Here is a 21771-nt window from a genome sequence, read left to right as displayed (position 1 = left end):
CGGTGAGCCGTGCCGTGGAGGAGTCCAACCGGGCGATGCTGCGTGCCCGTGACGCGATGGACCGGGCGTACGCCGAGCCGCTGGACATCCCTGCGCTGGCCCGGATCGCGCACGTCTCCGAGGCGCACTTCATCCGGACGTTCCGGGCCACCTTCGGCGAGACGCCACACCGCTACCTGCAACGCCGTCGGGTCGAGCGGGCCATGGCGCTGCTGGTGGAGACCGACCGGGACGTGACGGACATCTGTTACGCGGTCGGCTTCGGCAGCCTGGGGACGTTCAGCCGGACGTTCCGACAGATCGTGGGGGAGTCGCCCTCGGATTTCCGGCGTAGCCGCGCCGCGCCGGCGAACGTGCCGTCCTGCTTCACCAAAGCCTGGACGCGTCCCAGCAGTTTTGGATAAGCAGCAGGTCAGGGCCACCCTCTACGGTCTAGGGCATGACGATGAACGCGATCAGCCGCTCCCAGATCTACGTCCTCGACCAGGACGAGGCGCTTGACTTTTACGTGAACAAGCTCGGCATGGAGGTCAACACCGATCAGGATCTCGGCTTCATGCGCTGGTTGACTGTCAACCTGCCCGGTGACCCGGAGCGCGAGATCCTGCTGGAGAAGCCGGGCCCGCCGGCGATGGACCCGGCGACGGCCGAGCAGGTGCGGGAGCTGCTCACCAAGGGCGCCCTCGGTGGGTACCTCTTCATGACCACCGACGACGCCCGCAAGACGCACGACGATCTCGTGGCGAAGGGCGTCGAGATCACCGACGAGCCGACCGAGCGCCCGTACGGGATCGACTTCGGCATCCGGGACCCGTTCGGCAACAAGATCCGCGTGGGCCAGATGTTCCCCCGGGCGTAGCGTCAAGATCAAAACACCGGAGGGCGCGGGCCGGTCCCGCGCCCTCCGGTGTGTTTGGGTGTACGGCATGCGGACGCGGTTGCTGTACCTGGCCCGGCACGGCGAGCAGGACCTGACCGGACTCGCCGACACGGCCTCGACCGAGCCGGATTCCGGCCTGTCCGAGCGCGGCCGGCGGCAGGCCACGCTGCTCGGTGAGCGCCTGCGGGGCCGGGAGTTCGCCGCCGTGCACCACGGGCCGTTGCGCAGGGCCGCGCAGACCGCCGAGGTGGTCGCGGCGGCACTGCCGGGCGTCCCGGTGTACGCCACGGAGTTGGCCGGTGACCACCTCCCCCACGACACGGACCCGAGCGGCCTGCCGCCGGCGTACGCCCGGTTTCTGGCCGGATTCTCGACGGCCGAGCGGGCCGACGGGCCGCGCGCGACGGCGGAGGCCGTGCGGCGCTTCACCGGTCCGGTGGCGGCCGACGAGGGAGCTGCCGAGGGCGAGCCGGTTCGTGAGCTGGTGGTGACGCACAGCTTTCTGATCGCCTGGCTGGTCCGGCATGCCCTCGATGCCCCGGAGCGGCGGTGGCTGGGCTTGAACCACCACAACGCGGGGTTGACAGTCATCCGGTACGGCCCGGCCGGCCCGCCGAACCTGATCGCCGTCAACGACGTGGCGCACCTGCCGGCGGAGCTGCGCGGCACCGGCCTGCCCCCGGACTACCTGGTCTGACGTGCCGGCCGGTCAACCGGTGACCCGCAGCAGCAGTTCGACGAGCGCCCGGGTGGCCGGCGGCGGCGCGGGGTCGGCGGGGCAGTCGACGTACCCGGTCTCGACGGCGCCGACGGTCAGGCGGTAGCTGAACGCGTCCGCGCAGCTCGTCGCGGTGGCCGTGCGGCGGGCCTCGGTGGCCAGCCGCCTGTCGGCAGCCAGGCCGCGGAGCCGGCCGAGGTCGGCGGCGTCGAGTTTTCCGGTACGTCGGCCGCCGGCCCGGTCCACCGCTGTCCACTGGCCGTCCGGTTCGACCGTGACGGTGTCGCCGCGTCCGGCGAAGCCGCCGGAGCGGAACAGCGTCACCCGCCCGGCCGCCGCGTCCGGGGCCCCGGGCACGACCGGGGTGGTGGCGGTCGGTGTGATGGCGATCGGAGTGGTCGGGACTGCGGTCACCGGCGGCGGGGTGCCGGTGGCCGATGGCTGGTTCGCGGGGGTGCCGGCCCGGTCCGTCCCGGTGCAGCCGGCCAGGAGTGCGGCCAGGAGCGCGATCGTGACGCCTGTCGTCGAGGCGGGTCTCATATCCGTCGGACGTGCCGTTGCCGGCGTTGGTTCCCTTGTCAAGGCCCTCATCCGTTCGGCCAGTCTCAATGTCTGGGAGCGGTCCAAGCCTTCTCTTTTCCTCAACACATGGCTATATCTACATGCGTGACTACCCCCGTCACACTCTTTCTCCTTTCAGGAGGGCACGTGAAACGACCCCTCGCGGCCGTCAGCGCAGCGCTGCTCACCAGCGGCCTGCTGACCTGCGTCGCCACCACGGCGCACGCCGCACCACCCACCGCTCCCGCGCCGGACGCCTCCGCCGCGGCCCGAGCGGCGACCGTCCTGCGAACGAACCCCGGCGCCGTCCAGGGTTCGAGTGCCGAGTCCTACCGGGTACGCAGCACCCGGGTGGACGCCTCCGGCGCGGCGCACACCCGCTACACCCGCACCTACCAGGGCCTGCGGGTGTACGGCGGTGACTTCGTCATCCACACCGCGCCGAACGGCACGTACGCCGGCAGTTCGGTCGGGCTCGCCGCGCCGCTGACCCTGCCCACCACGGCCAAGGTCACCGCGGGCGCGGCGAAGAAGGCCGCCAGCGCCCGGTTCACCGGCAAGGCCGAGACCGTGGGCGCCCCGGAACTGTTCGTCGACGCCACCTCCGGCACGGGCCGGCTGGCCTGGGAGACAGTGGTCAGCGGCTGGCAACCCGACGGGCAGACGCCGTCGCGGCTGCACGTGATCACCGACGCCACCTCCGGCGCGACGGTCGGGTCGTTCGACGAGATCGAGTCGGTGGTCGGCAGCGGCCAGGGCATCTACACCGGCACGGTAAGCATCGACACGACGCTCTCCGGCAGCACCTACCAGATGATCGACCCGGCGCACGGCAGCGGCCGTACCTGCGACATGAACAACGGCACGTCGAGCTGCACCACCTTCACCGACGCGGACAACGCGTGGGGCACCGGCGCCAACTCGAACCGGCAGTCCGCAGGCGTGGACGCTCACTTCGGCGCGGCGAAGACGTTCGACTACTTCAAGAACGTGCACGGCCGCAACGGCATCTTCGGCAACGGCAGCGGCGTGCCGAGCCGGGTGCACTACGGCAACAACTACGTCAACGCCTTCTGGGACGGCGCCCAGATGACCTACGGTGACGGCTCCGGCAACTCCCGCCCCCTCGTCTCGCTGGACGTGGCCGGGCACGAGATGAGCCACGGCGTCACCGAGGCGCTGGCCGGCCTGGTCTACTCCGGCGAATCCGGAGGCCTCAACGAGGGCACCAGCGACATCTTCGGCAACATGATGGAGTTCTACGCCGCCGCGCCGAGCGACCCGGGCGACTACCAGGTCGGCGAGAAGATCAACATCAACGGCAACGGTACGCCGCTGCGCTACATGTACAACCCGTCGCTGGACGGCTCGTCCGACAGCTGCTGGTCCACCAGCACCAAGAACAAGGACGTGCACTACTCCTCCGGCGTCGCCAACCACTTCTACTTCAACCTCGCCGAGGGCACCGGCGCCACCTCGTACGGCACCTCGCCGGTCTGTGGCTCCGCCCCGGCGGTGACAGGCATCGGCCGCGCCAAGGCCGAGAAGATCTGGTACCGGGCGCTGGACGTCTACTTCACCTCCAACACGTCGTACGTCAACAGCAGCAACCCTGCCAACACGGCCCGCGCGTACAGCCTGCGGGCGGCCACCGACCTGTACGGCAGCTGCTCCACCGAGTACAAGGCCGTGCAGGCCGCCTGGACGGCCGTGAACGTGGCCGGCAACGACGCGCCCTGCTCCACCGGCAACGACTTCTCCGTGTCGCTGTCGCCTACCGCCGGCTCGGTGAACCCGGGCAGCGCGGCCTCCACCACCGTGTCGACAGCCACCACCAGCGGTACGGCGCAGACCGTGACGTTCTCCGCGTCCGGCCTGCCCAGCGGGGCGAGCGCCGCGTTCAGCCCCGCCTCGGTGACCTCGGGCGGCTCGTCCACCCTCACCATCAGCACCTCGGCGAGCACACCGCCCGGCACCTACTCGGTCACCGTGAACGGCGCGGGGTCGGTCACCCGCAGCGCCACCTACACGCTGACCGTGAACGGCACCGGGGGCGGCTGCACCGCGCCGGGCCAGAAGCTGGCCAACCCGGGCTTCGAGTCCGGCGCGACCGGCTGGACGGCCAGCTCCGGCGTGATCACCAACTCCAGCGGCCAGGCGGCCCGCACCGGGTCGTACAAGGCGTGGCTGAACGGATACGGCAGCAGCCACACCGACACGCTCGCCCAGTCGGTGGCCCTTCCGGCGGGCTGCTCGTCGTACACGGTCAGTTTCTGGCTGCACATCGACTCGGCCGAGACCACCACGAGCGTTCAGTACGACAAGCTGAACGTGCAGGTGCTGAACTCGGGCGGGACGGTGCTGGCCACGCTGGCCACCTACTCGAACCTCAACAAGGCCACCGGCTACAGCCAGAAGTCCTTCTCCCTGGCCGGGTACGCCGGCCAGACCGTCAGCCTGAAGTTCACAGGCGTCGAGGACTCCTCGTTGCAGACGTCCTTCGTGGTCGACGACACCGCGGTCACCGTCTCCTGACCTGACCGGGAGCGGGCCCGGCGGCCCCCATCCGGGTGGCCGCCGGGCCCGTACCGTTATGTTTCTGCCAATCTTGGACACTTTCCGTCATCCGCGGACGGAAAGTGTCCAAGATTCACTTTGGGCGGACACGTGCGGCGAGAATGGGGTGGGTCTGTGGCGGGTGCGGAGTTGACGGTTACGGTTTCCGGGCCGGTGGCGACCGTGGTGATCCACAACCCGGCCCGTCGCAACGCGATGACGGCGGCCATGTGGCGCCAGCTTCCCGAACTGCTCGACCGGCTGGAGCCCGACCCCCACGTACGGGCGCTGGTGCTCACCGGCGCGGACGACGCCTTCTGTGCCGGTGCCGACCTCGGCGACCTGGCCGAGCTGCTGGACGCCGGCGACACCAGCATCGCGGTGGCCGCCGAGGAGCGGCTGGCCGGCTTCGCCAAACCGACGGTAGCGGCGATCCGGGGCGCCTGCGTCGGGGGTGGCGCGCAGCTCGCGGTCGCCTGTGACCTGCGGATCGCCTCGGAGGACGCCCGCTTCGGCGTACCCCCGGCCCGGCTCGGGCTGGTCTACCCGGCGCCGACCACCCGCCGGCTCGCCCGGCTGGTCGGCCCGTCGGCGGCGAAGCACCTGCTGTTCACCGCCGAGCTGATCGACGCCGACCGCGCCCTGCGGATCGGCCTCGTCGACGAGGTGCTGCCGGGCGACCGGCTCGCCGCGCGGGTGGACGACCTCACCGGCACGATCGCGCAGCGGTCCGCGCTGAGCGTCACCGCCGCCAAGGAGATCGTCGACGACCGGGCCGGACCGGCGCGGATCGCCTGGTGGCACCGCAGGGTGAGGGACAGCGGCGAGGCCCGCGAGGGCGTGGCGGCCATGGCGGAGCGCCGGGCACCCCGCTTCGCCTGGCGAGCGCCCTCCGACGGCTGACGGCCGCGCCGCCGCGCGCGACAGGTGGCGGTGAGCGTCGGTCAGGCGCTGATGAGATTCGCGCCGTTCTGGGCGGTGTTCAGCGGAGTGGTCGCGGTGGCTGGCGCGGTGGCCATCGTTCTGGTCATCCGGGACGCCCGTCGGGCCGAGGCGTTCCTGCGCGCTCACCCGGACCTGACCGGGCGCTAATCGCCGCCATCGATCAATTCATTGCGAAACCTCGATCCCGGGTGGCACCGGATCGGAGCGGTACGGCAGGCTGTCCGTCGTGCAGCGTGATCGGTTGCTTGCGGGCCGCTATCGGCTCCTGGAGCGCCTCGGCAGCGGGGGCATGTCCGCGGTCCACCGGGCGTACGACGAGGTGCTCGAACGGGACGTTGCGGTGAAGGTGCTCGTCGCCTCGGACGGCAACGCCCGGCAGCGGATCCGAGCCGAGGCAAAGGTGGCGGCCCGGTTGTCGCATCCGCACGTCACAAGCGTCTACGACTTCGGCGAGTCGGTCGTCGACGGCGTCCAGGTCCCGTTCGTGGTGCTGGAACTGCTCAACGGCGTCACCCTCGAACAACGGCTGGCCGCCGGGCCGCTGCCACCCCGCGCCGGGCTGCGGGTCTGCGCCGAGGTGGCGGCGGCACTCGAAGCCGCGCACGCCCAGGGGTTGGTGCACCGCGACGTCAAGCCGGGCAACGTGATGCTCACCCCCACCGGCGCGAAGGTGCTCGACTTCGGCATCGCGGCGGCCGTCGGCGACCCGGAGATCGATTTCGATGGACGGCTGCTCGGTACGCCCGCCTACCTCGCTCCGGAGCGGCTGGCGGCCGGAGAGGTGCTGCCGGCCTGCGACGTGTACGCCCTCGGCCTGCTCCTGTACCGGACGCTCACCGGCCGGCTGCCCTGGGCCACCGAGGCGCAGGCCGGGATGCTCCGCGCCCACGTCCACATCGAACCGGATCCACTCCCCGAGATCGACGGGGTGCCGCCCGAGATCCACAGGCTCTATCGCTGGTGCCTGGCCCGCGATCCCGCCGACCGGCCCCCGGCCGCCGAGGCGGCCCGCATCCTGCTCGCCGCGGGCCAACAGCGCACGCCGACGCCACACCGTTCCTCCCCGACCGAGGTGACCGAGGTGGCCGACGACGCGTCGGCCGAGCCGGGCACCGGCGTGAGACCCCGCCCGACCGGCACCTCCCGACGACGGAACCGCCGCCGGCACCGGGCGGTGCTGACGGTTGGCGGCGCGGTGATCGCCGCGGTGGCGCTGGCCGGGTCGCTGGGCGACTACAGCAGGCGGCAGCACGACGGTTCCAACCCGCGAACCGGCATCGGCACGGGTGGCACCACGACGGTGGGGCTGCCGCAGACCGTCGAACAGCCCGAACCATCAGTGGCCGGTCCCCCGGCCGGCCCGTCGACCCGGAACAACCCCGCCGTCCCCCGGAGCAGCCCACCGACGGGTCCCGGTGACAGGTCCACCCCGGCGCCCAGGCCGAGGCCGACGCCCACGCCCACCGGTCCCGTGGTGGTCACCGTGCAGGCCCAGGGTGGGACGGTCACCGTTCGCTGCCTCGGGGGATCGGCCGAACTGCTCACGGTGACGCCCGCAGCGGGCTATCGGGTGGCGCCGTACGACCCGGGCCCGGCGAAGCAGATCCAGGTCGAGCTGACCTCGGCCGAGCACAGCAGCGAGATCCGTACGCACTGCGCGAGCGGCCGCCCGAAGCCGAAGGTCAAGGAACGCGACCTCTGACCGGGGCCGGCGGGTGCCGCGCCGAGGCGTACCCCGACGCGGCCCCCCGTTCCCGCCGGCCGGTCGGTCACCGCCCGGCCAGCGACGCCCAGCCCGGGTTGACCGGTTCCCGGCGCAGCGGCATGCCCGCCTCCGCCGGGGTGCGGTCGCCCTTGCGCTGGTTGCAGCCGTAGCAGGCGGCGGTCGTGTTTCGCCATGTGTTCCGGCCGCCCCGCGAGCGCGGCAGGATGTGGTCGATTGTCGATGCGGCCCCACCGCAGTAGGCGCAGCAGTGCTCGTCGCGGCGCAGCACCCCGGCCCGGGACCAGGCCGGCCCGGAGTTGAACCGCCACCGGGTGACCACGTAGCGGACCAGCCGCACCACCCGGGGCAGCGGGAAGACGCCGATCAGCTGGTCGGGCTCCGCCTCGTGGATCTCGGCCACCCGGCGGCAGAGCATCCGGACGGCGTGCTGGACGGTGACCCGGTGCAACGGGCCGAGGTCGGCGTTGATGACGAGGACGGCGTCCACCGGGACTCCTTTCCAGATGGTGCCGGACAGCGAAGAGCCGCCCGGTCCAGGCTTTCGGACGGGCGGCTCGGCGCGTACGGGTACGCGTCAGTCGGGCCGGCCCGCCCGCAGGTCTTCCGCTCGCCAACCGTTGCCGGGCAACACCGACGACGGCACGGTGCTGGCATGCGACATCGTCATGATCTGCTCCCGTGGCGGTGGTTGACCTTGCGCGATCACGGTAGGTCGACGGGGGAGGCGCCGGCAACGTATTTCGATCGGCCGGCCTCCTCGGGACGCCGCTGACGGCGGGTGCGGGGAGCCGCCTTCACCGAGACCTGGGCGATGGTCAGCGGCCGGTTCAGCCGTAGGGCCATCCGCGCGGTGAGTTCGCTGTCCAGCAGGGGCCGGTTGACCTCACTGGCGACCGCCAGGGCGGGCCCGGAGACCGACCGCCAGATCGCGGCCAGTCCGGCGCCGAGACCCACCAGGGCGACTGTGGCCCGGGTGGTCGGTGAGCCGGCGGCCGCGGCAGCGCTCACCCCGACGACCGCGAAGAGCACCAACAGCAGGGGTACGAGCACCGGCCAGAAGATGCCCCGCGCCGCCTGCGCCACCAGCCGGCGGTCCCGGATGATCAGATTTCTGGCGATCACCGCGTAGTCCTCCTCGTCGAGCAGGTCGCGCGGGTGCAGGCCGCCGGTGAGCACGTCGCGCCACAGGTCACCCTGGCCGCGCAGGGCCCGGCTCAGCTCGGCGGGCGCCGGCACGGCCGGATCGCCGTGGCCGGCCCGGTCGACAGCGTTCGACCAGGCGGCCAGCGACCGGCGCACCACCGCTGCCGAGTACGGCGGCAGGACGGTGGCCAGTTCGTCCAACCACCTGCTGATCTGGACCTGCCGGCCACCGAACTGTCGCAGCAGCTGCGCGACGTCGCCGGCTCGGACGGTGTCGGCCACCGATCGGCCCAGCCGGTAGGCCAGCCCGACCCGGTGGTTGGCGGCCATCGCCCACCGCAGCACCTCCACGTTGAGGTCGTCGAGGGCGAGCAGCAGTGGCACCGGGTCGGCGGGGTCGGGCTGCCCCGGGTCGGGCAGCAGGGCTCGGGCGGCCGACGTGTCGGGCACCGGCCCGGTGTGCCGGGTGAGGTCGGCGATCTGGGCCAGGGCGACGTCCACCCCGTCGAGGTACATCCGCATCCGCCGGTGGGTGGACATCTCGGTGAGGTTGGAGAGTTTGGCCGGCGGTACGGCCGGGCGGGCGTCGACGAAGGCGCGTGGCTCCGCCTGCTGCCCGTGGTGGTAGGCGTCCGCCATCCACCAACCCAGCCGGAGCGCGGTGACGATGCAGGCGCGCTCGTCGCGGATCAGCGGGTACGCGTCGTCGCGGCCGATCTCGTCGATCGACGAGCGGTTCTCCGCCCCGGCGCGGTGCAGTGGTGACATCTCCGCTGCCCTCCCGCCCGGCCGATCGACGGTTGATCATTCGAGCGTACGGCAGCGTACGGTGGCTTATGTTGTGTTTTGTTGTTTTTGCCCGGCGCGACCGGCCAGCAGGCCGCGCGGTCGGATCGAGCGCACCGGCTCGGCTGCGGCACCCTCCGCGCGCAGGATGTGGTTCGCCGCGATGATCCCGGTGGCCGCGGAGCGTTCCATCAGGGCGCTCGGGAAGTCCGTGGCGATCCCGTCGCCGGCCAGATAGACACCGGGCGCCTCGGTGCGGACCCCCGGACGCCAGGCGTGGCTGCCCGGCGTGAACGCCGGCGCCTGCGCCTCCACCCGGGCCCGCAGCTCACGGACCCGCAGGTCGCCGGCCTCCGGCCACAGCTCGACCAGCTCGCGGCGCATCCGCTCGGCCAACTCCTCGGCCGGCACACCGGGCTCGCAGGCGTACGCGTGCAGCTCGATGACCGACCCCCCGGTCCGCTGCGCCCAGCGCCGCGGCTCGTTCTCCAGCCGGTGGTAGAGCGTCACCGAGTCCAGAGTGGGCTGGCGGGACACCCCGTTGAACACCGCCCGCTCGGCGGCCACGTCCCCGTCACACCAGTACCGCGCCACCGCGTACGGGGGGCCGGGGGTGCCGAAGGCCGACATCCGCGCGGCCAGCTCGGGTGCCCGCCCGGCCAGGTCCGGCGAGGCCGCGACCAGCGCGGCGAGCGCGGGTGGGTCGACGGCGAGCACTACGTGACCCGCCGGATGGCTGCCCCCGGCGGTGGTCGTCACCCGCCACCCGTCGCCGTCGCGGCGCACCCCGGTGGCGGCGCTGCTGGTGAGAACGCGGCCGCCGTGCTTCTCCACGTGCCGGGTCAGTGGCTCCCAGATCGCCGTCGCGTAGTCCTCGTCGGGGCAGTCGAAGGCCAGCCCCTCCGGGTTGCCGAGCAGGTAGAAGTGGAACTGGGCGACCATCTCGGCCGCCGACATCTCCGCCTCGTGGTTGAAGAACGAGTGCGAGAAGACCTCGAACAGCATCGCCCGCGCCCGGTCCGGCAGCCGCAGCGACGCCAACAGCTCGTCGGCGGTGGTGTCGTCCAACTTCGCGTAGGTGCGGACCGGGTCGTAGGTGAGCAGCGGCAACGCCGCGTCCCGGTCCATCGAGCGCAGATCGCTCAGACGCAGGCTCGGGCTGCGCAGCAGCAGCGCCAGCAGGTTCGCCGGCGGCGCGGGCGGCAGCTTGCCGAACTCCTCGGTCGGCCACTGGGCGCTGAGGATCGGATAGCCCGGGATCGGTTTGAGGAAGCGCAGGTCACTGTCGATCCGGCGAAGGATGGACCGCCAGTTGTAGTACTGCCGGAAGAACGCGTGGAAGCCGTGCTCGTTCTGCTGGCTGCCGTCGGCGAGGGCCTCCGGCCAGGCGCCCAGCCGACCGCCGAGCGTCGGTGCCGCCTCCAGCACCGTGACCGCCACCCCCCGCTCGGCCAGCACCACCGCCGCCGACATGCCGGCGATCCCGCCCCCCACCACCAGCGCCGTCGTGGGTCGCGGCACGTGGTCGGCGCCACCGCCGCCCGGGTCCACCTGATGCTGCCGTACGCCGATCAGCCGACCTACCACTTGCGACAGCGCCATTGGCCCAGTCTGCCCCACCTCGGTTCAGTCGGCTGGCAGGCAACGGCGGGGGCGGTCGGAGGCAGGCCAGACGTACTCCAGGTCCTCCGGCACGTCGTCGCCGAACAGCGGGCGGTAGTGCGTCGGGTCCTTGCGCAGCAGTGACGAGCGGTGACTCAGGTGCAGGTCGTCGTGGCCCAGCCAGGGTGGCAGGTCACCGGCGCGGGCCAGCTCGTCCTGGGTCCGTACGACACCGGCCCCGCAGGCGTCGGCGAGGTCGACGGTGAGCGTGGTGGCGCAGGTGTCGGCGCGTCCCGGCTCGGTCCAGACCGCGCACATGTCCAGCCCGTAGCGGACGAGCGCCTCCTCGTACCCGGCCCACATCTTCACCGCCGGATGGTTGCGCCAGCCGTACCCGGGTCGGGTCAGGCCACGCAGCACCTGGATGGCCTCCACCCGCTGCTTGCCCAGCCGCTTCTGGTCCAGCGCACGGGCGCTGGCCAGAAAATCCGGGTACGGGAGGAACGTCTGCATGGCGCTGCTCTACCCGGCGCCGGGGCGGACATGCCTGGTCACGGGATGATCCGGGCGGGGTCGCCCAGTGTGGTCGTGCTGGTTACGATCCGGGCATGGCGGAGCCGTGGCGGGACCGGGCGCGACGGGCGGTCGAGTGGAACTGGCGGCTGCGGTCCGTCGGTGATCCTCGCCCGCACTACGTGATCTGCGGGAAGGACGCGCTCGCCTACTACGTGGCCCGGGCGATGCTCGAATCCGAGCTGCCGGCGGGTGGGGCCCGGGTGACAGTCGTCGTGCCCGAGCGTTACCGCAGCAACGGGCCGGACGTGGCCGGGCTGCGCGGGCTCCGGGTGGTCCGCTCGGACCGGCTGGACGTGGAGACCTTCGAGGCCGCCGGGCTGGCCGGGGCGACCGGGCTGGCCCTGCTGCACCAGGACGACGTCGGCAACCTGCACGCCGCGCTCTGCGCCCAGGCCGTCGACCAGCGGGTCCGCCAGGTGCTGCGAATGTTCAACGGCACCCTCGCCGACGGCGTACGCAAACTGCTCAAGGCGCCCGTCGAGGTGCTCTCCGACGCCGAGATGGCCGCGCCGGCCTTCGTGGCCGCCGCGCTCGGTGAGGTCGACCCCAGCTCCTTTCAACATCGGGACAAGACGCTGCGGGTGGCGCGGCGGGCGGACGTCCGACCGCAGGACGTGGTCTGCGCGCTGGCCCACCTCAGCGAGGCGCAGGGGGTGGAGCTGCTGCCCGCCGAGCAGGCCGGCGCCGACCTGGTGCTCGCCGAGGCGACCGGCCAACCGCCGGGCACGCAGGTCGCCGCCCGGCGGCTGGTCCGCGCGCGCCGGCGACGTCGCCCGGTCACGGTGCTGATGGGAGCGGTCCGCGGCTTCGCCACCCGCAAGATCGGCATCGCGGTGATGGTGGTGCTCGCGCTGATCGCGGTGCTCGGTGCGCTGATCTCCCGCGCCGAGGACGTCTCTCCGCTGGAGGCGCTCTACCTGACACTCGTCACCACCCTCAGCGGTGCCGACCCGGACACCGACAAGGCGGCGGACGCGCAGATCATGCAGGTGGTGCTCAACCTGGCCGGGTTGGCGCTGATCCCACTGATCACCGCCGTGGTGGTGGACGGCATCGTCAACGCCCGGCTGGCGTTGCACACCGGCCGCCTGCAACCCGCCCGCGCCGGGCACGTCGTGGTGATCGGCCTGGGCAACGTCGGCACCCGCGTCATGGCACAGCTCCGCGAGTACGACGTCGAGGTCGTGGCCATCGACAAGAATCCGGAGCCGCGCGGCGCCGCCCTGGCCCGTCAACTGGAGGTGCCGCTGATCGTCGGCGACGCCGCGCTGCCGGAGACGCTGGCCTCCGCCTCGGTGGCCGACTGTCAGGCGCTGGTGGTGGCGTCCACCGACGACGTGGCGAACCTGGAGGCGGCGCTGGCCGCACGGGATCTCCGCAACGACCTGCGGGTGGTGCTGCGGCTGTTCGACGGCGACTTCGCCGAGCGGGTGGAGGAGACCTTCGCCCTCGGGGTGTCCCGGTCGGTCTCCTACCTGGCCGCGCCGGCCTTCATCGGCGCGCTCACCGAACGCGCGGTGATCACCACGATCCCGGTCGACAGGCACGCGCTGCCGGTGGCCGAGGTGCCGGTCGCCGCCGGCTCCGAGCTGGACGGTCGACCCCTGGAGCTGGTCAATCGGGACGGGCAGGTCCGGCTGATCGCCCGGACCCCGGCCGGCGGGGCGAAGACGATCTGGTGGAGGGACCTCGACCCCCGACAGGTGATCTTCGCCGGTGACCGGCTCACAGTTGTCGCCCGCCGGCGTGGGCTGGACTGGCTGACCACCCAGTGCGCCCCGCCCGCCACGGGGAGGGTGCCTGTGCCATCGGGTCACGTCGGTTCGATGCCCCGCGGCGTGCCCACCCCGCCCGGTGCCGTCCCGGCTGGTCCCGCCGTCGGCGGGGAGTCGTCCGCGCCAGCGGTGGTTCCCGGAACGCGGCGGACGCCGACCGATCAGGAGGTCGCCGCCTCGGCCCCCGGCGCGGCCCACCCGGTGCCGACCCCGCCGTCGCCGGGCGACGATCCGGTGCCTCCGGCCCCAGGCGCCGGGGCCGAGCCGACAGCGACAGACGACGACTCGACCGGTGCCCCTCAGGTACCCGGTTGAGCGAGCAGAGGCGGGCTTGCCCCGAACTTCGACGATCAACGGCTTCGTGTGGTCGTTGCCACTGAGTGACAATCGGTGCCATGCGTTTCCGCGTCCTGGGGCCGACCCAGGTGCTGCTGGCCGACGGGCGTGAGATCGCCGTGGGCGGTCCACGGCTGCGCGCGCTGCTGGCGCTCCTGCTGCTCGACGCGGGCCGGGTGGTGTCCGCCGAGCGGCTGATCGACGGTCTGTACGGCGAACACCCTCCGCGGGGTGCCGCCAACGCGCTTCAGTCCCTGGTGTCGCGCCTGCGTCAGGCCCTGCCCGCCGAGCACATCCCGGTCGAGTTCCACCCGGCCGGCTACCGCCTCGCGGTGGACCCTGCGGACGTCGACGCGTACCGGTTCGAGCGGCTCGCCGAGGCTGGGCGTCGCGCGCTCGCCAACGGCGACTGGCACCGCGCGGCGGCCGTGTTGCACGAGGCGCTGGAGCTGTGGCGTGGTCCCGCCCTGGCCGACGTCATCGACGTGGCAGGCGTACCCGCGCGGGCGGCCCGGCTGGATGAGCTGCGGCTGGCCGCCACCGAGGATCGGATCGAGGCGGAGCTGGCGCTGGGCGGACACGCGAAACTGGTCCCCGAGCTGCGGCAACTGGTCGTGGCGCATCCGCTCCGGGAGCGCCCGCGAGGCCACCTCATGCGCGCCCTGGCCACGCAGGGCAGGACGGCCGAGGCGCTGGCCGAGTTCGAGGACGCTCGGCGCACCCTGGCCGAGCAGCTCGGGGTCGACCCGTCGGCGGCGCTGGCCGCGGTTCACCTCGCGGTGCTGCGTGGCGACGAGAGTGCCGCCGTGCCGCGTGGCGAGGGCAGCAGGGCCGCGCGGCGCGGCGGGGGCAGCTCCGCCGTGCGCCCGACGACCGCGCAGGCGCTGCCGAGCCAGCTCACCACGTTCGTCGGGCGGGAGGAGGAGCTCACACGTGTTGGAGCGTTGCTCGCCGAGCGCAGGCTGGTCACCCTCACCGGCCCCGGGGGAGCGGGCAAAACCCGGTTGGCCATCGAGGCGGCGGGTCGTTCGGACGGCGAGGTCCGTCTGGTCGAGCTGGCCGGGCTTGCCGACGGGTCGGACGTACCGCAGGCGGTGCTGAGCGCGCTCGGCCTGCGGGACGCGGGCCTGCGGGCCCCGGCCGAGCCGGGCCGACAGACCATCGACCGACTGGTCGAGGCACTTGCCGAGCGGCGGTTGCTGCTCGTGCTCGACAACTGTGAGCACGTCGTCGCCGACGCGGCCCGGCTGGCCGCACGGCTGCTCGGCGCCTGTCCGGCGCTGCGGGTGCTCGCCACCAGTCGCGAGCCGCTCGGGCTGGCCGGCGAGGCGCTGTGCCCGTTGTCCGGGCTCACCCTGCCACCACCGGACAGGTCGACGGAGGATGCCGACGACTACGCGGCGGTCCGCCTCTTCTCCCAGCGGGCCGCCGACGTCGCACCCGGCTTCACCGTCACGCCGGCCAACGTCGACGTGGTGCTGCGGATCTGCCGCACCCTCGACGGTCTGCCGCTGGCGATCGAGTTGGCCGCCGCGCGGCTGCGGGCGCTGTCGGTCGCCGAGGTGGCCGCCCATCTCGACGACAGGTTCCGGCTGCTGTCGATGAGCAGCCGGGCCGCGTCGCCCCGGCACCGGACGCTCCGAGCGGTGGTGGAGTGGAGTTGGGACCTACTCGACGATGCCGAGCGTGCCCTGGCCCGACGGCTGACCGTCTTCGCCGGCGGTGCCACGCTTGAGGCGGCCGGGCGGGTCTGCGAGATGCCCTCTGCCGAGTTCGTCGATGCGCTGACCGGTCTGGTCGACAAGTCCTTCGTGGAGTTGACCGGAGGCCGTTACCGGATGCTGGAGACCGTGCGGGCCTTCTGCGCCGAACGCCTCGCCGAAGCCGGCGAGGCCGAGCGGCTGCGCCGCGCGCACACCGCGTACTTCCTGGAACTCGCCTGGGCCGCCAGCGACCACCTGCGCCGAGCCGAACAACTGCACTGGTTGCGACGGCTCGACGCAGAGCGGGACAACCTGCACGCGGCGTTGCGTCGTGCCACCGCGGCGGGTGACGCGTCCGAGGCCGCCGGGTTGGTCGCCGCACTGTCGTTCTACTGGTGGTTACGCGGCATGCGTGGGGAGGGGGCCCGGCTGGCCGCCGACGTCCTCGACGTGCTCGGTGCCGAGGCGCCGCCCGGGTTGGGCGAGGAGTTCGCCCTCTGCGTCTACAACGCCTCGCTCGCCGGTTCCGGGCACCTGCCGTCGCTCGGCACGCAGGGGTCGGTGATCCGCAGCCTCGACCGGCCCCCTCGACAACCGTTCCTGCTCTATCTGTCGGGGATCTCGACCGGACCCCCACCCGGCGGGGCCGAGGACGTCGAAGAGCTGATGCGGGAGCTGCGGCGGCTGGTCGGGCCGGACACCTGGATCAACGCGCTCGGTGCGATGGGACACGGCTCGGCGCAGATGTGGGGTGGCCAGTCGGACCGGGCCGGGGCCGCGTTCTCCGCGGCGCTCGACGGCTTCCGGAGCGCCGGAGACCGGTGGGGTTCCATGATCACACTTGGCGCGCTCGGCGAACTGGCCGCCTGGCGGGGCGACCCGGAGGCCGCGGGCGAGCACATGAACCAGGCCATGGGTTTGGCCGAGGAGCTCGGCTCGGCCGTCGACCAGGCCGACATGCTGCGTACCCGGGGTGAGATAAGGCTGCGTGCCGGTGACCTCGCGGCGGCCCGCGACGACTTCGCCGGTGCGCTGCTTCTGGCGCAGGGCAGTGGCGCGCCGGAGTTCGTGTCCGCCGCCCGACTCGGCCTCGCCCAGGTGGCACGGCTGCGTGGTGATCTCACCGAGACGAGGCGGCTCTGCGAAGCGGCGTTGGCCGGCGGGCTCACCGGCTGGTACGTCGGCGAGGCGACGCGCTCGGAGATCATCACTCTTCTTCAGCAGATCACCGAGGAGGAGAAGGCCGGGGCCGCGAGCGGGCCCGGTGCGCCGCCGTCAGCGGACGGTGCGTGACCCGTCAGCGCCCGCCCGCACCCTGGCGGCATGACGACATACGAGGTGGTGGCCGAAGGGCTGGGTAAGCGGTACGGCCCGACCCGCGCGCTTGACGCGTTCGACCTGACCGTGCCGACCGGCACGGTGTACGGGCTGCTGGGACCGAACGGCGCCGGCAAGACGACTGCCGTACGGATCCTCACCACGCTGCTGCGCTTCGACGCCGGCAGGGCCACTGTGGCCGGGTTCGACGTGCGGCGTCAGCCGGACGAGGTGCGGGCCCGGATCGCGTTGACCGGGCAGTACGCGGCGGTCGACGAGACCCTGAGTGGCCGGCAGAACCTGGAGTTGTTCGGCCGGCTGTTCCGGCTCGGTCGACGGGCGGCCCGTCAACGCGCCGACGAACTGCTGGAACGGTTCGGGCTCGCCGAGGCGGCGGGGCGGTCCGCCGTCGAGTATTCGGGTGGGATGCGCCGACGGCTGGACCTCGCCGCCAGCCTGATCCGTACGCCGCGCGTGCTCTTTCTCGACGAGCCGACCACCGGCCTGGACCCGCGTAGCCGCAACCAGGTGTGGGACCTGGTCCGCGGTCTCGTGGCAGACGGGACCACGGTGCTGCTCACCACGCAGTACCTGGAGGAGGCCGACCAGTTGGCCCACCGGATCTCGGTGATCGACGCCGGCCGGGTGGTGGCCGAGGGGTCGCCGGACGAGCTGAAGTCGCTGACCGGCGGAGACCGGATCGAGGTGGTGGTGCGCGAAGCCGACGACCTGACCCGGGCCGCCGGCATCGTCGCGCGCATCTGTGGTGCGGATCCGGAGCACGATCGTGCGGTTCGGCGGCTCAGCGTGCCGGTGGTCGACCGGGTGGCCGGGCTTGTCGACGTGGTGCGGGCGTTGGACGACGCCGGGATCGCGGTCGAGGACATCGGCCTGCGGCGGGCCACGCTTGACGAGGCGTTTCTGTACCTGACCGGGCACCGGCCGGACGAGGCCCGCCAGCCCGTCGGCGTCGGCGGAAAGGCGGACGTGGCATGACGGCGGCGGTGGTCGACGGCTGGACGATGACCAGGCGGAACATGATCCACGTGGTCCGCGCCCCCGAGGAGCTGATCCTGTACTTCTCGCTGCCGATCATGTTCGTGCTGGTCTTCGGGTACGTTTTCGGCAGCGGCATGCAGGTGTCCGGTGGCGGCAACTACCGGGAGTTCCTGCTGCCCGGGGTCTTCGTGATGACGATGCTCTACGGCCTCGGCGCCACCGCGAGCGGCGTGGCGCTGGATCTCAGCCGGGGTGTCGTGGACCGGTTCCGGTCGATGCCGATGGCCCGGTCCGCCCTGATGACCGGCCGCAGCGCCGCCGACCTGCTCCGCGCCCTGTTGGAGATGTCCACCCTGCTGGTCTGTGGCCTGCTCGTCGGGTGGCAGTGGCGACAGGGTGTCGGCAAGGCGTTGCTCGCCGTCGGGCTCCTCCTGCTGCTCCGGGTCGCGATCACCTGGGTCGGGATCTACCTGGCGCTGCTGGTCCGCAACCCGGACACGGTCGGCGTGATCGTCTTCCCGGCGGCGTTTCCGTTCACCGCGATCTCCAACGTCTTCGTGTCGCCCGAGCTGATGCCATCTGTCATCGGGACGATCTCGCAGTGGAACCCGTTGTCGGCCACCGTCGCGGCGATCCGCGAACTGTTCGGCAACCCCGGCCTGGGTGGCGACTCGTGGCCGGCGGAGCACGCCATGCTGTTGGCGGTGGTGTGGCCGGTGCTGCTGATCGCGACGTTCGCGCCGCTGGCGGTGCGCCGGTACCGGCGGCTGAGTCGCTGACCCCTGCCCGCCGGTGGCCTGCCCAGGTCACCGGCGGGCGGCACGTAGCGCGTACCAGCCGACGCCGGCGGCGAGCACGCCGAACCCGGCGAGGACGCTGCCGGTCGGCAGGTTGACCGCGAGCAGCAGGCAGCCGATGAGCCCCAGGCCGGCGAGCACCTGCACCGGTAGCTTCCGTTCCTGTTCCCGGCCCAGGGTGAGCGCCGCCGCGTTGGTGATCGCGTAGTAGACGAGCACCGTGCAGCTGGAGAAGCCGATCGCGTCGCGGACGTCACCGAGCAGCACCACCACGATCACCACGGCGGCGACGGCCAGCTCGGCGCGGTGCGGCACCCGGTGCACCTGGTGCACGGCGGCCAGCGCGCCGGGGAGGTCACGGCGGCGGGCCATCGCGAGGGTGGTCCGGCCGACCCCGGCGACCAAAGACAGCAGCACCCCGACGACGGCGATGGTGGCCCCGGCGCGCACCACCCAGGCCAGACCGGGCAGCCCGGCGGCGGTCACCACGTCGACCAGGGGCGCTGCCGAACCGGCCAACCGGTCGGCGCCGAGCACGCCGAGCGTGACCACGGCCAGCACCAGGTAGATCGCGAGCACCACCCCGAGCGCCAGCGGCACCGCGCGGGGAATGGTCCGCTGCGGGTCGCGGACCTCCTCGCCGAGCGTGGCGATCCGCGCGTACCCGGCGAAGGCGAAGAACAGCAGCCCGGCGGCGGTGAGCACACCCCGGGCGGAGCCACCGGGGTCGCCGAGCCGATCCAGGTGCACCGGCCCGCCCACCACGCCGACGACAGCGACCAGGGTCAGCACCGCGAGCACCAGGCCGACCAGGGTCTTCGTGGCGGTGGCCGTCTTGCCGATGCCGCGCAGGTTCACCGCCGTCACCGCGAGCACCGCGCCGACCGCGACCAACCGCGCCTGCCCCGGCCACAGGTACGCCCCGATGGTCAACGCCATCGCCGCGCAGCTCGCCGTCTTGCCCACCACGAAACCCCAGCCGGCCACGAAGCCGGCGAGCGGTCCGAGGCGCTCCCGGCCGTAGACGTAGGTGCCGCCGGACTCCGGGTAGCGGGCCGCCAGCCGCGCCGAGCTGGTCGCGTTGCAGAAGGCGATGAAACCGGCGAGCACCAGCGCCGGCAGCAGCCCGGCACCGCCGGCCGCCGCGGCGGCCGGGCCGAAGACCACGAAGACGCCCGCGCCGAGCATCGAGCCCAACCCGATGACAACCGCATCGGGTACGCCGAGCCGCCGCGCCAGCTGATCCACGAACCGACCCTAGGGGTACGAGGTGAACGGCCGATCCCACTCCCGTAGGCGGCCGGGGAGCGGCAGATCGTCCCAGGGCACCCGGTGCAGCAGCCGGTCCAGGAAGAGGCCCAGCAGCAGCCCGGCCACCGAGTCGGTGAGCCAGTGCCAGCCGAGGTACGTGGTGGTGGTGAGCACGACAAGCGGCGGCACGACGCGGATCACTGTGACCAGCCGGGCCGACAGGTGGCGGCCGAAGCTGCGGGCCAGCGGGGCGAGCAGCAGCGCGATCACGCCGTACCAGACGATGGCGTTGGCGACGTGCCCCGACGGGTAGGACTGGGCGAACCGCACCGGCAGGTCGTCGTGGAACAGGGGCAGGGTCTGCTCGGGCGACAGGTTCGGCTCCTTGACGCTTGCGCTCGGTGCCGCCCGCGCGGTCCAGACCTTGAGCGGACCAATCGTCAGGTAGGTCAGCACGAACCCGACCACCGGCGGCAGGATCGGCCGCACCGACCGCAGCCGGACGGCCAGCAGCACGCCCAGACCGGCGGCGATCAGGGTCAGCGGGGAGCCCTGGCCGAGGTGGTTGAACACCCAGGCGACCCAGTAGGCGACGGTGGGCCGATGTGCGTCGGCCCAGTCGGCGACCGCCCGGTCCAGCCCGAAGAGCTGGTCGGCGGCGAGTGCCACTGTCAACCCGACCAGGCCGACCAGCAGGAGGGCGTCGAACCACCAACCGGCCGGGCGGACGGGCCGTAGCCGCAGGTCACGTCGTACCGCCGAGGGTTTGAGCACGCGACCACGCTACCGGGCCGACGCGAGGTCGGGGTGTGCGGCGCTGTGGGCCAAGCCACGATGTGCGGCGGATACGGGGGGCGACCAGTCATGCTTGTGCCCGTGCGGATCACGTCTGCCCTCGTGGACCCGGCGCTGCTCGACCTGCCCTGGTCGACACCGCTGGAGGAGTGGCCTGCCCAGCACCTGGTGGCCCTGCCACAGGGCATCTCCCGGCACATCGTCCGCTTTGTCCGCTTGGGCGACTACGTGTACGCGTTCAAGGAGACCCGCGAGCGGATCGCCGAGCGGGAGTACGACCTGCTCCGAGCCCTGGAGCGGATCGACTTCCCGTCGGTCGAGGCGGTGGCGGTCGTCGCCGACCGGCAGACCGAGGACGGCGAGCCCCTCGAATCGGTGCTGATCACCAGGCACCTGCAGTTCTCGCTGCCGTACCGGGCGCTCTTCTCGCACACCCTCCGTCCGGAGACGATGAGCCGGCTGCTCGACGCGCTCGCCGCCCTGATCGTCCGGATGCACCTGACCGGCTTCTTCTGGGGCGACTGCTCGCTGTCGAACACGCTGTTCCGCCGGGACGCCGGCGCGTTCGCCGCCTACCTGGTGGACGCCGAGACGGGCGCGCTGCACAACTCGCTCTCCAACGGGCAGCGCGGGGAGGACCTGGAGATCGCCCGGGTGAACATCTTCGGTGAGGCGCTGGACCTGCAGGCCGCCGGCCTGCTGCACGAGTCCATCGACCCGGAGGTGGTCTGCGAGGAGGTCGTGCAGCGCTACGAGCGGCTCTGGCACGAGATCACCTACGAGCAGAGGGTCGAGCGGGAGGCCCGGCACGACATCGAGGGCCGCATCCGCCGGCTCAACGAGCTGGGCTTCGACGTGGCCGAGGTGGCCATGTCGACGATCGACGACGGGCGCTACCTGGTGCGGCCGAAGGTGGTCGACGCCGGCTACCACACCCGGCGGCTGCTGCGGCTCACCGGTCTGGACGCCGAGGAGAACCAGGCCCGCAAGCTGCTCAACGACCTGGACGCGTACCGGGCGGAGAGCGACCTGACCGACGAGCAGCAGGCGGCACACCGCTGGCTCACCGAGGTCTTCGAGCCGGTGGTCCGGGCCGTGCCCGCGCACCTGCGCCGCAAGCTGGAACCGCAGGAGCTGTTCGCGCAGATCATCGAGCACAAGTGGCTGCTCTCCGAGCAGGCCGGCCGGGACGTGGGAATGGCGCCCGCCGTGCAGTCGTACCTGGCCGACGTGCTGGTGCACCGCCCCGACGAGCAGGCCGTGCTCGGCGTCGACGTCCCCGCCCTGGGCTGACCCGGCCGCACC

Annotated in this window: 19 protein-coding genes; 12 read left to right on the top strand and 7 right to left on the bottom strand. The window is 72.6% G+C overall.

Annotation, left to right across the window (positions count from 1 at the left end; translation table 11 throughout):
- Nucleotides 1-2 precede the first annotated feature (2 nt).
- The 3 genes from ACGFIE_RS22945 (at nucleotide 3) to ACGFIE_RS22935 (ending at nucleotide 1577) form a co-directional block, all read left to right on the top strand.
- Nucleotides 3-404, top strand: coding sequence for an AraC family transcriptional regulator (locus ACGFIE_RS22945; protein WP_363684735.1), 402 nt, complete (start codon nucleotides 3-5; stop codon nucleotides 402-404).
- Between the two features lie 35 nt (nucleotides 405-439).
- Nucleotides 440-859, top strand: coding sequence for a VOC family protein (locus ACGFIE_RS22940; RefSeq protein WP_363684733.1), 420 nt, complete (start codon nucleotides 440-442; stop codon nucleotides 857-859).
- A 67-nt stretch (nucleotides 860-926) separates the two neighbouring features.
- Entirely contained in the window at nucleotides 927-1577 is a 651-nt protein-coding gene (locus ACGFIE_RS22935) for a histidine phosphatase family protein (protein WP_393297620.1), read from the top strand.
- 12 nt (nucleotides 1578-1589) lie between these two features.
- Here the strand turns inward: ACGFIE_RS22935 and ACGFIE_RS22930 are convergent, their stop codons facing one another.
- Complete coding sequence (locus ACGFIE_RS22930; RefSeq protein WP_393297617.1) at nucleotides 1590-2138, bottom strand: hypothetical protein; 549 nt, start codon at nucleotides 2136-2138, stop codon at nucleotides 1590-1592.
- Nucleotides 2139-2306: 168 nt separating this feature from the next.
- Here ACGFIE_RS22930 and ACGFIE_RS22925 point away from each other — a divergent pair, with 168 nt between their 5' ends.
- From ACGFIE_RS22925 to ACGFIE_RS22910, 4 genes are all read left to right on the top strand, one after another.
- Nucleotides 2307-4694 (top strand): M4 family metallopeptidase, encoded by a 2388-nt coding sequence (locus ACGFIE_RS22925; protein ID WP_393297614.1) that lies wholly within the window; start codon nucleotides 2307-2309, stop codon nucleotides 4692-4694.
- A 156-nt stretch (nucleotides 4695-4850) separates the two neighbouring features.
- Complete coding sequence (locus ACGFIE_RS22920) at nucleotides 4851-5618, top strand: enoyl-CoA hydratase/isomerase family protein (protein ID WP_393297611.1); 768 nt, start codon at nucleotides 4851-4853, stop codon at nucleotides 5616-5618.
- Nucleotides 5619-5648: 30 nt separating this feature from the next.
- Nucleotides 5649-5807 (top strand): hypothetical protein, encoded by a 159-nt coding sequence (locus ACGFIE_RS22915; protein WP_393297608.1) that lies wholly within the window; start codon nucleotides 5649-5651, stop codon nucleotides 5805-5807.
- A 79-nt stretch (nucleotides 5808-5886) separates the two neighbouring features.
- Complete coding sequence (locus ACGFIE_RS22910) at nucleotides 5887-7362, top strand: serine/threonine-protein kinase (protein WP_393297605.1); 1476 nt, start codon at nucleotides 5887-5889, stop codon at nucleotides 7360-7362.
- A 67-nt stretch (nucleotides 7363-7429) separates the two neighbouring features.
- Here the strand turns inward: ACGFIE_RS22910 and ACGFIE_RS22905 are convergent, their stop codons facing one another.
- The 4 genes from ACGFIE_RS22905 to ACGFIE_RS22890 all read right to left on the bottom strand — a co-directional run bounded on the left by ACGFIE_RS22905 (nucleotide 7430) and on the right by ACGFIE_RS22890 (nucleotide 11430).
- Nucleotides 7430-7873, bottom strand: coding sequence for an HNH endonuclease (locus tag ACGFIE_RS22905; RefSeq protein WP_393297602.1), 444 nt, complete (start codon nucleotides 7871-7873; stop codon nucleotides 7430-7432).
- Between the two features lie 215 nt (nucleotides 7874-8088).
- Nucleotides 8089-9297 (bottom strand): hypothetical protein, encoded by a 1209-nt coding sequence (locus ACGFIE_RS22900; RefSeq protein WP_393297599.1) that lies wholly within the window; start codon nucleotides 9295-9297, stop codon nucleotides 8089-8091.
- Between the two features lie 66 nt (nucleotides 9298-9363).
- Nucleotides 9364-10917 carry an FAD-dependent oxidoreductase gene (locus ACGFIE_RS22895; protein ID WP_393297596.1) on the bottom strand — a complete coding sequence of 518 codons (1554 nt, stop codon included), beginning with the start codon at nucleotides 10915-10917 and terminating at the stop codon, nucleotides 9364-9366.
- 24 nt (nucleotides 10918-10941) lie between these two features.
- Complete coding sequence (locus tag ACGFIE_RS22890) at nucleotides 10942-11430, bottom strand: MSMEG_6728 family protein (RefSeq protein WP_393297593.1); 489 nt, start codon at nucleotides 11428-11430, stop codon at nucleotides 10942-10944.
- A gap of 95 nt (nucleotides 11431-11525) precedes the next feature.
- On the opposite strand from ACGFIE_RS22890, the gene ACGFIE_RS22885 reads away from it, so the two are divergent.
- The 4 genes from ACGFIE_RS22885 to ACGFIE_RS22870 all read left to right on the top strand — a co-directional run bounded on the left by ACGFIE_RS22885 (nucleotide 11526) and on the right by ACGFIE_RS22870 (nucleotide 18402).
- Nucleotides 11526-13583 carry an NAD-binding protein gene (locus ACGFIE_RS22885; RefSeq protein ID WP_393297590.1) on the top strand — a complete coding sequence of 686 codons (2058 nt, stop codon included), beginning with the start codon at nucleotides 11526-11528 and terminating at the stop codon, nucleotides 13581-13583.
- Nucleotides 13584-13663: 80 nt separating this feature from the next.
- Entirely contained in the window at nucleotides 13664-16600 is a 2937-nt protein-coding gene (locus ACGFIE_RS22880; protein WP_393297588.1) for a BTAD domain-containing putative transcriptional regulator, read from the top strand.
- A 30-nt stretch (nucleotides 16601-16630) separates the two neighbouring features.
- A complete protein-coding gene (locus ACGFIE_RS22875; protein WP_393297585.1) occupies nucleotides 16631-17620 on the top strand; it encodes an ATP-binding cassette domain-containing protein in 990 nt (329 codons plus the stop codon).
- Complete coding sequence (locus tag ACGFIE_RS22870; protein WP_393244331.1) at nucleotides 17617-18402, top strand: ABC transporter permease; 786 nt, start codon at nucleotides 17617-17619, stop codon at nucleotides 18400-18402. Before ACGFIE_RS22875 ends, ACGFIE_RS22870 begins: the two co-directional genes overlap by 4 nt.
- A 27-nt stretch (nucleotides 18403-18429) precedes the next feature.
- On the opposite strand, the gene ACGFIE_RS22865 is transcribed toward ACGFIE_RS22870, so the two are convergent.
- Both ACGFIE_RS22865 and ACGFIE_RS22860 read right to left on the bottom strand, forming a co-directional pair.
- Nucleotides 18430-19668: an APC family permease gene (locus ACGFIE_RS22865; RefSeq protein ID WP_393297582.1), complete on the bottom strand. Its 1239-nt coding sequence runs from the start codon at nucleotides 19666-19668 to the stop codon at nucleotides 18430-18432.
- Nucleotides 19669-19677: 9 nt separating this feature from the next.
- A complete protein-coding gene (locus ACGFIE_RS22860) occupies nucleotides 19678-20415 on the bottom strand; it encodes a phosphatase PAP2 family protein (protein ID WP_393298103.1) in 738 nt (245 codons plus the stop codon).
- Nucleotides 20416-20535: 120 nt separating this feature from the next.
- On the opposite strand from ACGFIE_RS22860, the gene ACGFIE_RS22855 reads away from it, so the two are divergent.
- Nucleotides 20536-21759, top strand: coding sequence for a DUF4032 domain-containing protein (locus ACGFIE_RS22855; protein WP_363684701.1), 1224 nt, complete (start codon nucleotides 20536-20538; stop codon nucleotides 21757-21759).
- Nucleotides 21760-21771: the final 12 nt, after the last annotated feature.

The sequence above is a fragment of the Micromonospora sp. NPDC049275 genome, assembly GCF_043197115.1.
Taxonomy (GTDB): Bacteria; Actinomycetota; Actinomycetes; order Mycobacteriales; family Micromonosporaceae; genus Micromonospora.
This window is presented reverse-complemented; position numbering and strand designations above follow the sequence as displayed.

What these genes read in the sequence shown, in the direction of transcription:
- ACGFIE_RS22930 (WP_393297617.1), bottom strand. Translation starts at nt 2,138, where the DNA reads ATGAGACCCGCCTCGACGACAGGCGTCACGATCGCGCTCCTGGCCGCA.
- ACGFIE_RS22885 (WP_393297590.1), top strand. Translation starts at nt 11,526, where the DNA reads ATGGCGGAGCCGTGGCGGGACCGGGCGCGACGGGCGGTCGAGTGGAAC.
- ACGFIE_RS22880 (WP_393297588.1), top strand. Translation starts at nt 13,664, where the DNA reads ATGCGTTTCCGCGTCCTGGGGCCGACCCAGGTGCTGCTGGCCGACGGG.
- ACGFIE_RS22890 (WP_393297593.1), bottom strand. Translation starts at nt 11,430, where the DNA reads ATGCAGACGTTCCTCCCGTACCCGGATTTTCTGGCCAGCGCCCGTGCG.
- ACGFIE_RS22895 (WP_393297596.1), bottom strand. Translation starts at nt 10,917, where the DNA reads ATGGCGCTGTCGCAAGTGGTAGGTCGGCTGATCGGCGTACGGCAGCAT.
- ACGFIE_RS22900 (WP_393297599.1), bottom strand. Translation starts at nt 9,297, where the DNA reads ATGTCACCACTGCACCGCGCCGGGGCGGAGAACCGCTCGTCGATCGAC.
- ACGFIE_RS22875 (WP_393297585.1), top strand. Translation starts at nt 16,631, where the DNA reads ATGACGACATACGAGGTGGTGGCCGAAGGGCTGGGTAAGCGGTACGGC.
- ACGFIE_RS22935 (WP_393297620.1), top strand. Translation starts at nt 927, where the DNA reads ATGCGGACGCGGTTGCTGTACCTGGCCCGGCACGGCGAGCAGGACCTG.
- ACGFIE_RS22855 (WP_363684701.1), top strand. Translation starts at nt 20,536, where the DNA reads ATGCTTGTGCCCGTGCGGATCACGTCTGCCCTCGTGGACCCGGCGCTG.
- ACGFIE_RS22870 (WP_393244331.1), top strand. Translation starts at nt 17,617, where the DNA reads ATGACGGCGGCGGTGGTCGACGGCTGGACGATGACCAGGCGGAACATG.
- ACGFIE_RS22940 (WP_363684733.1), top strand. Translation starts at nt 440, where the DNA reads ATGACGATGAACGCGATCAGCCGCTCCCAGATCTACGTCCTCGACCAG.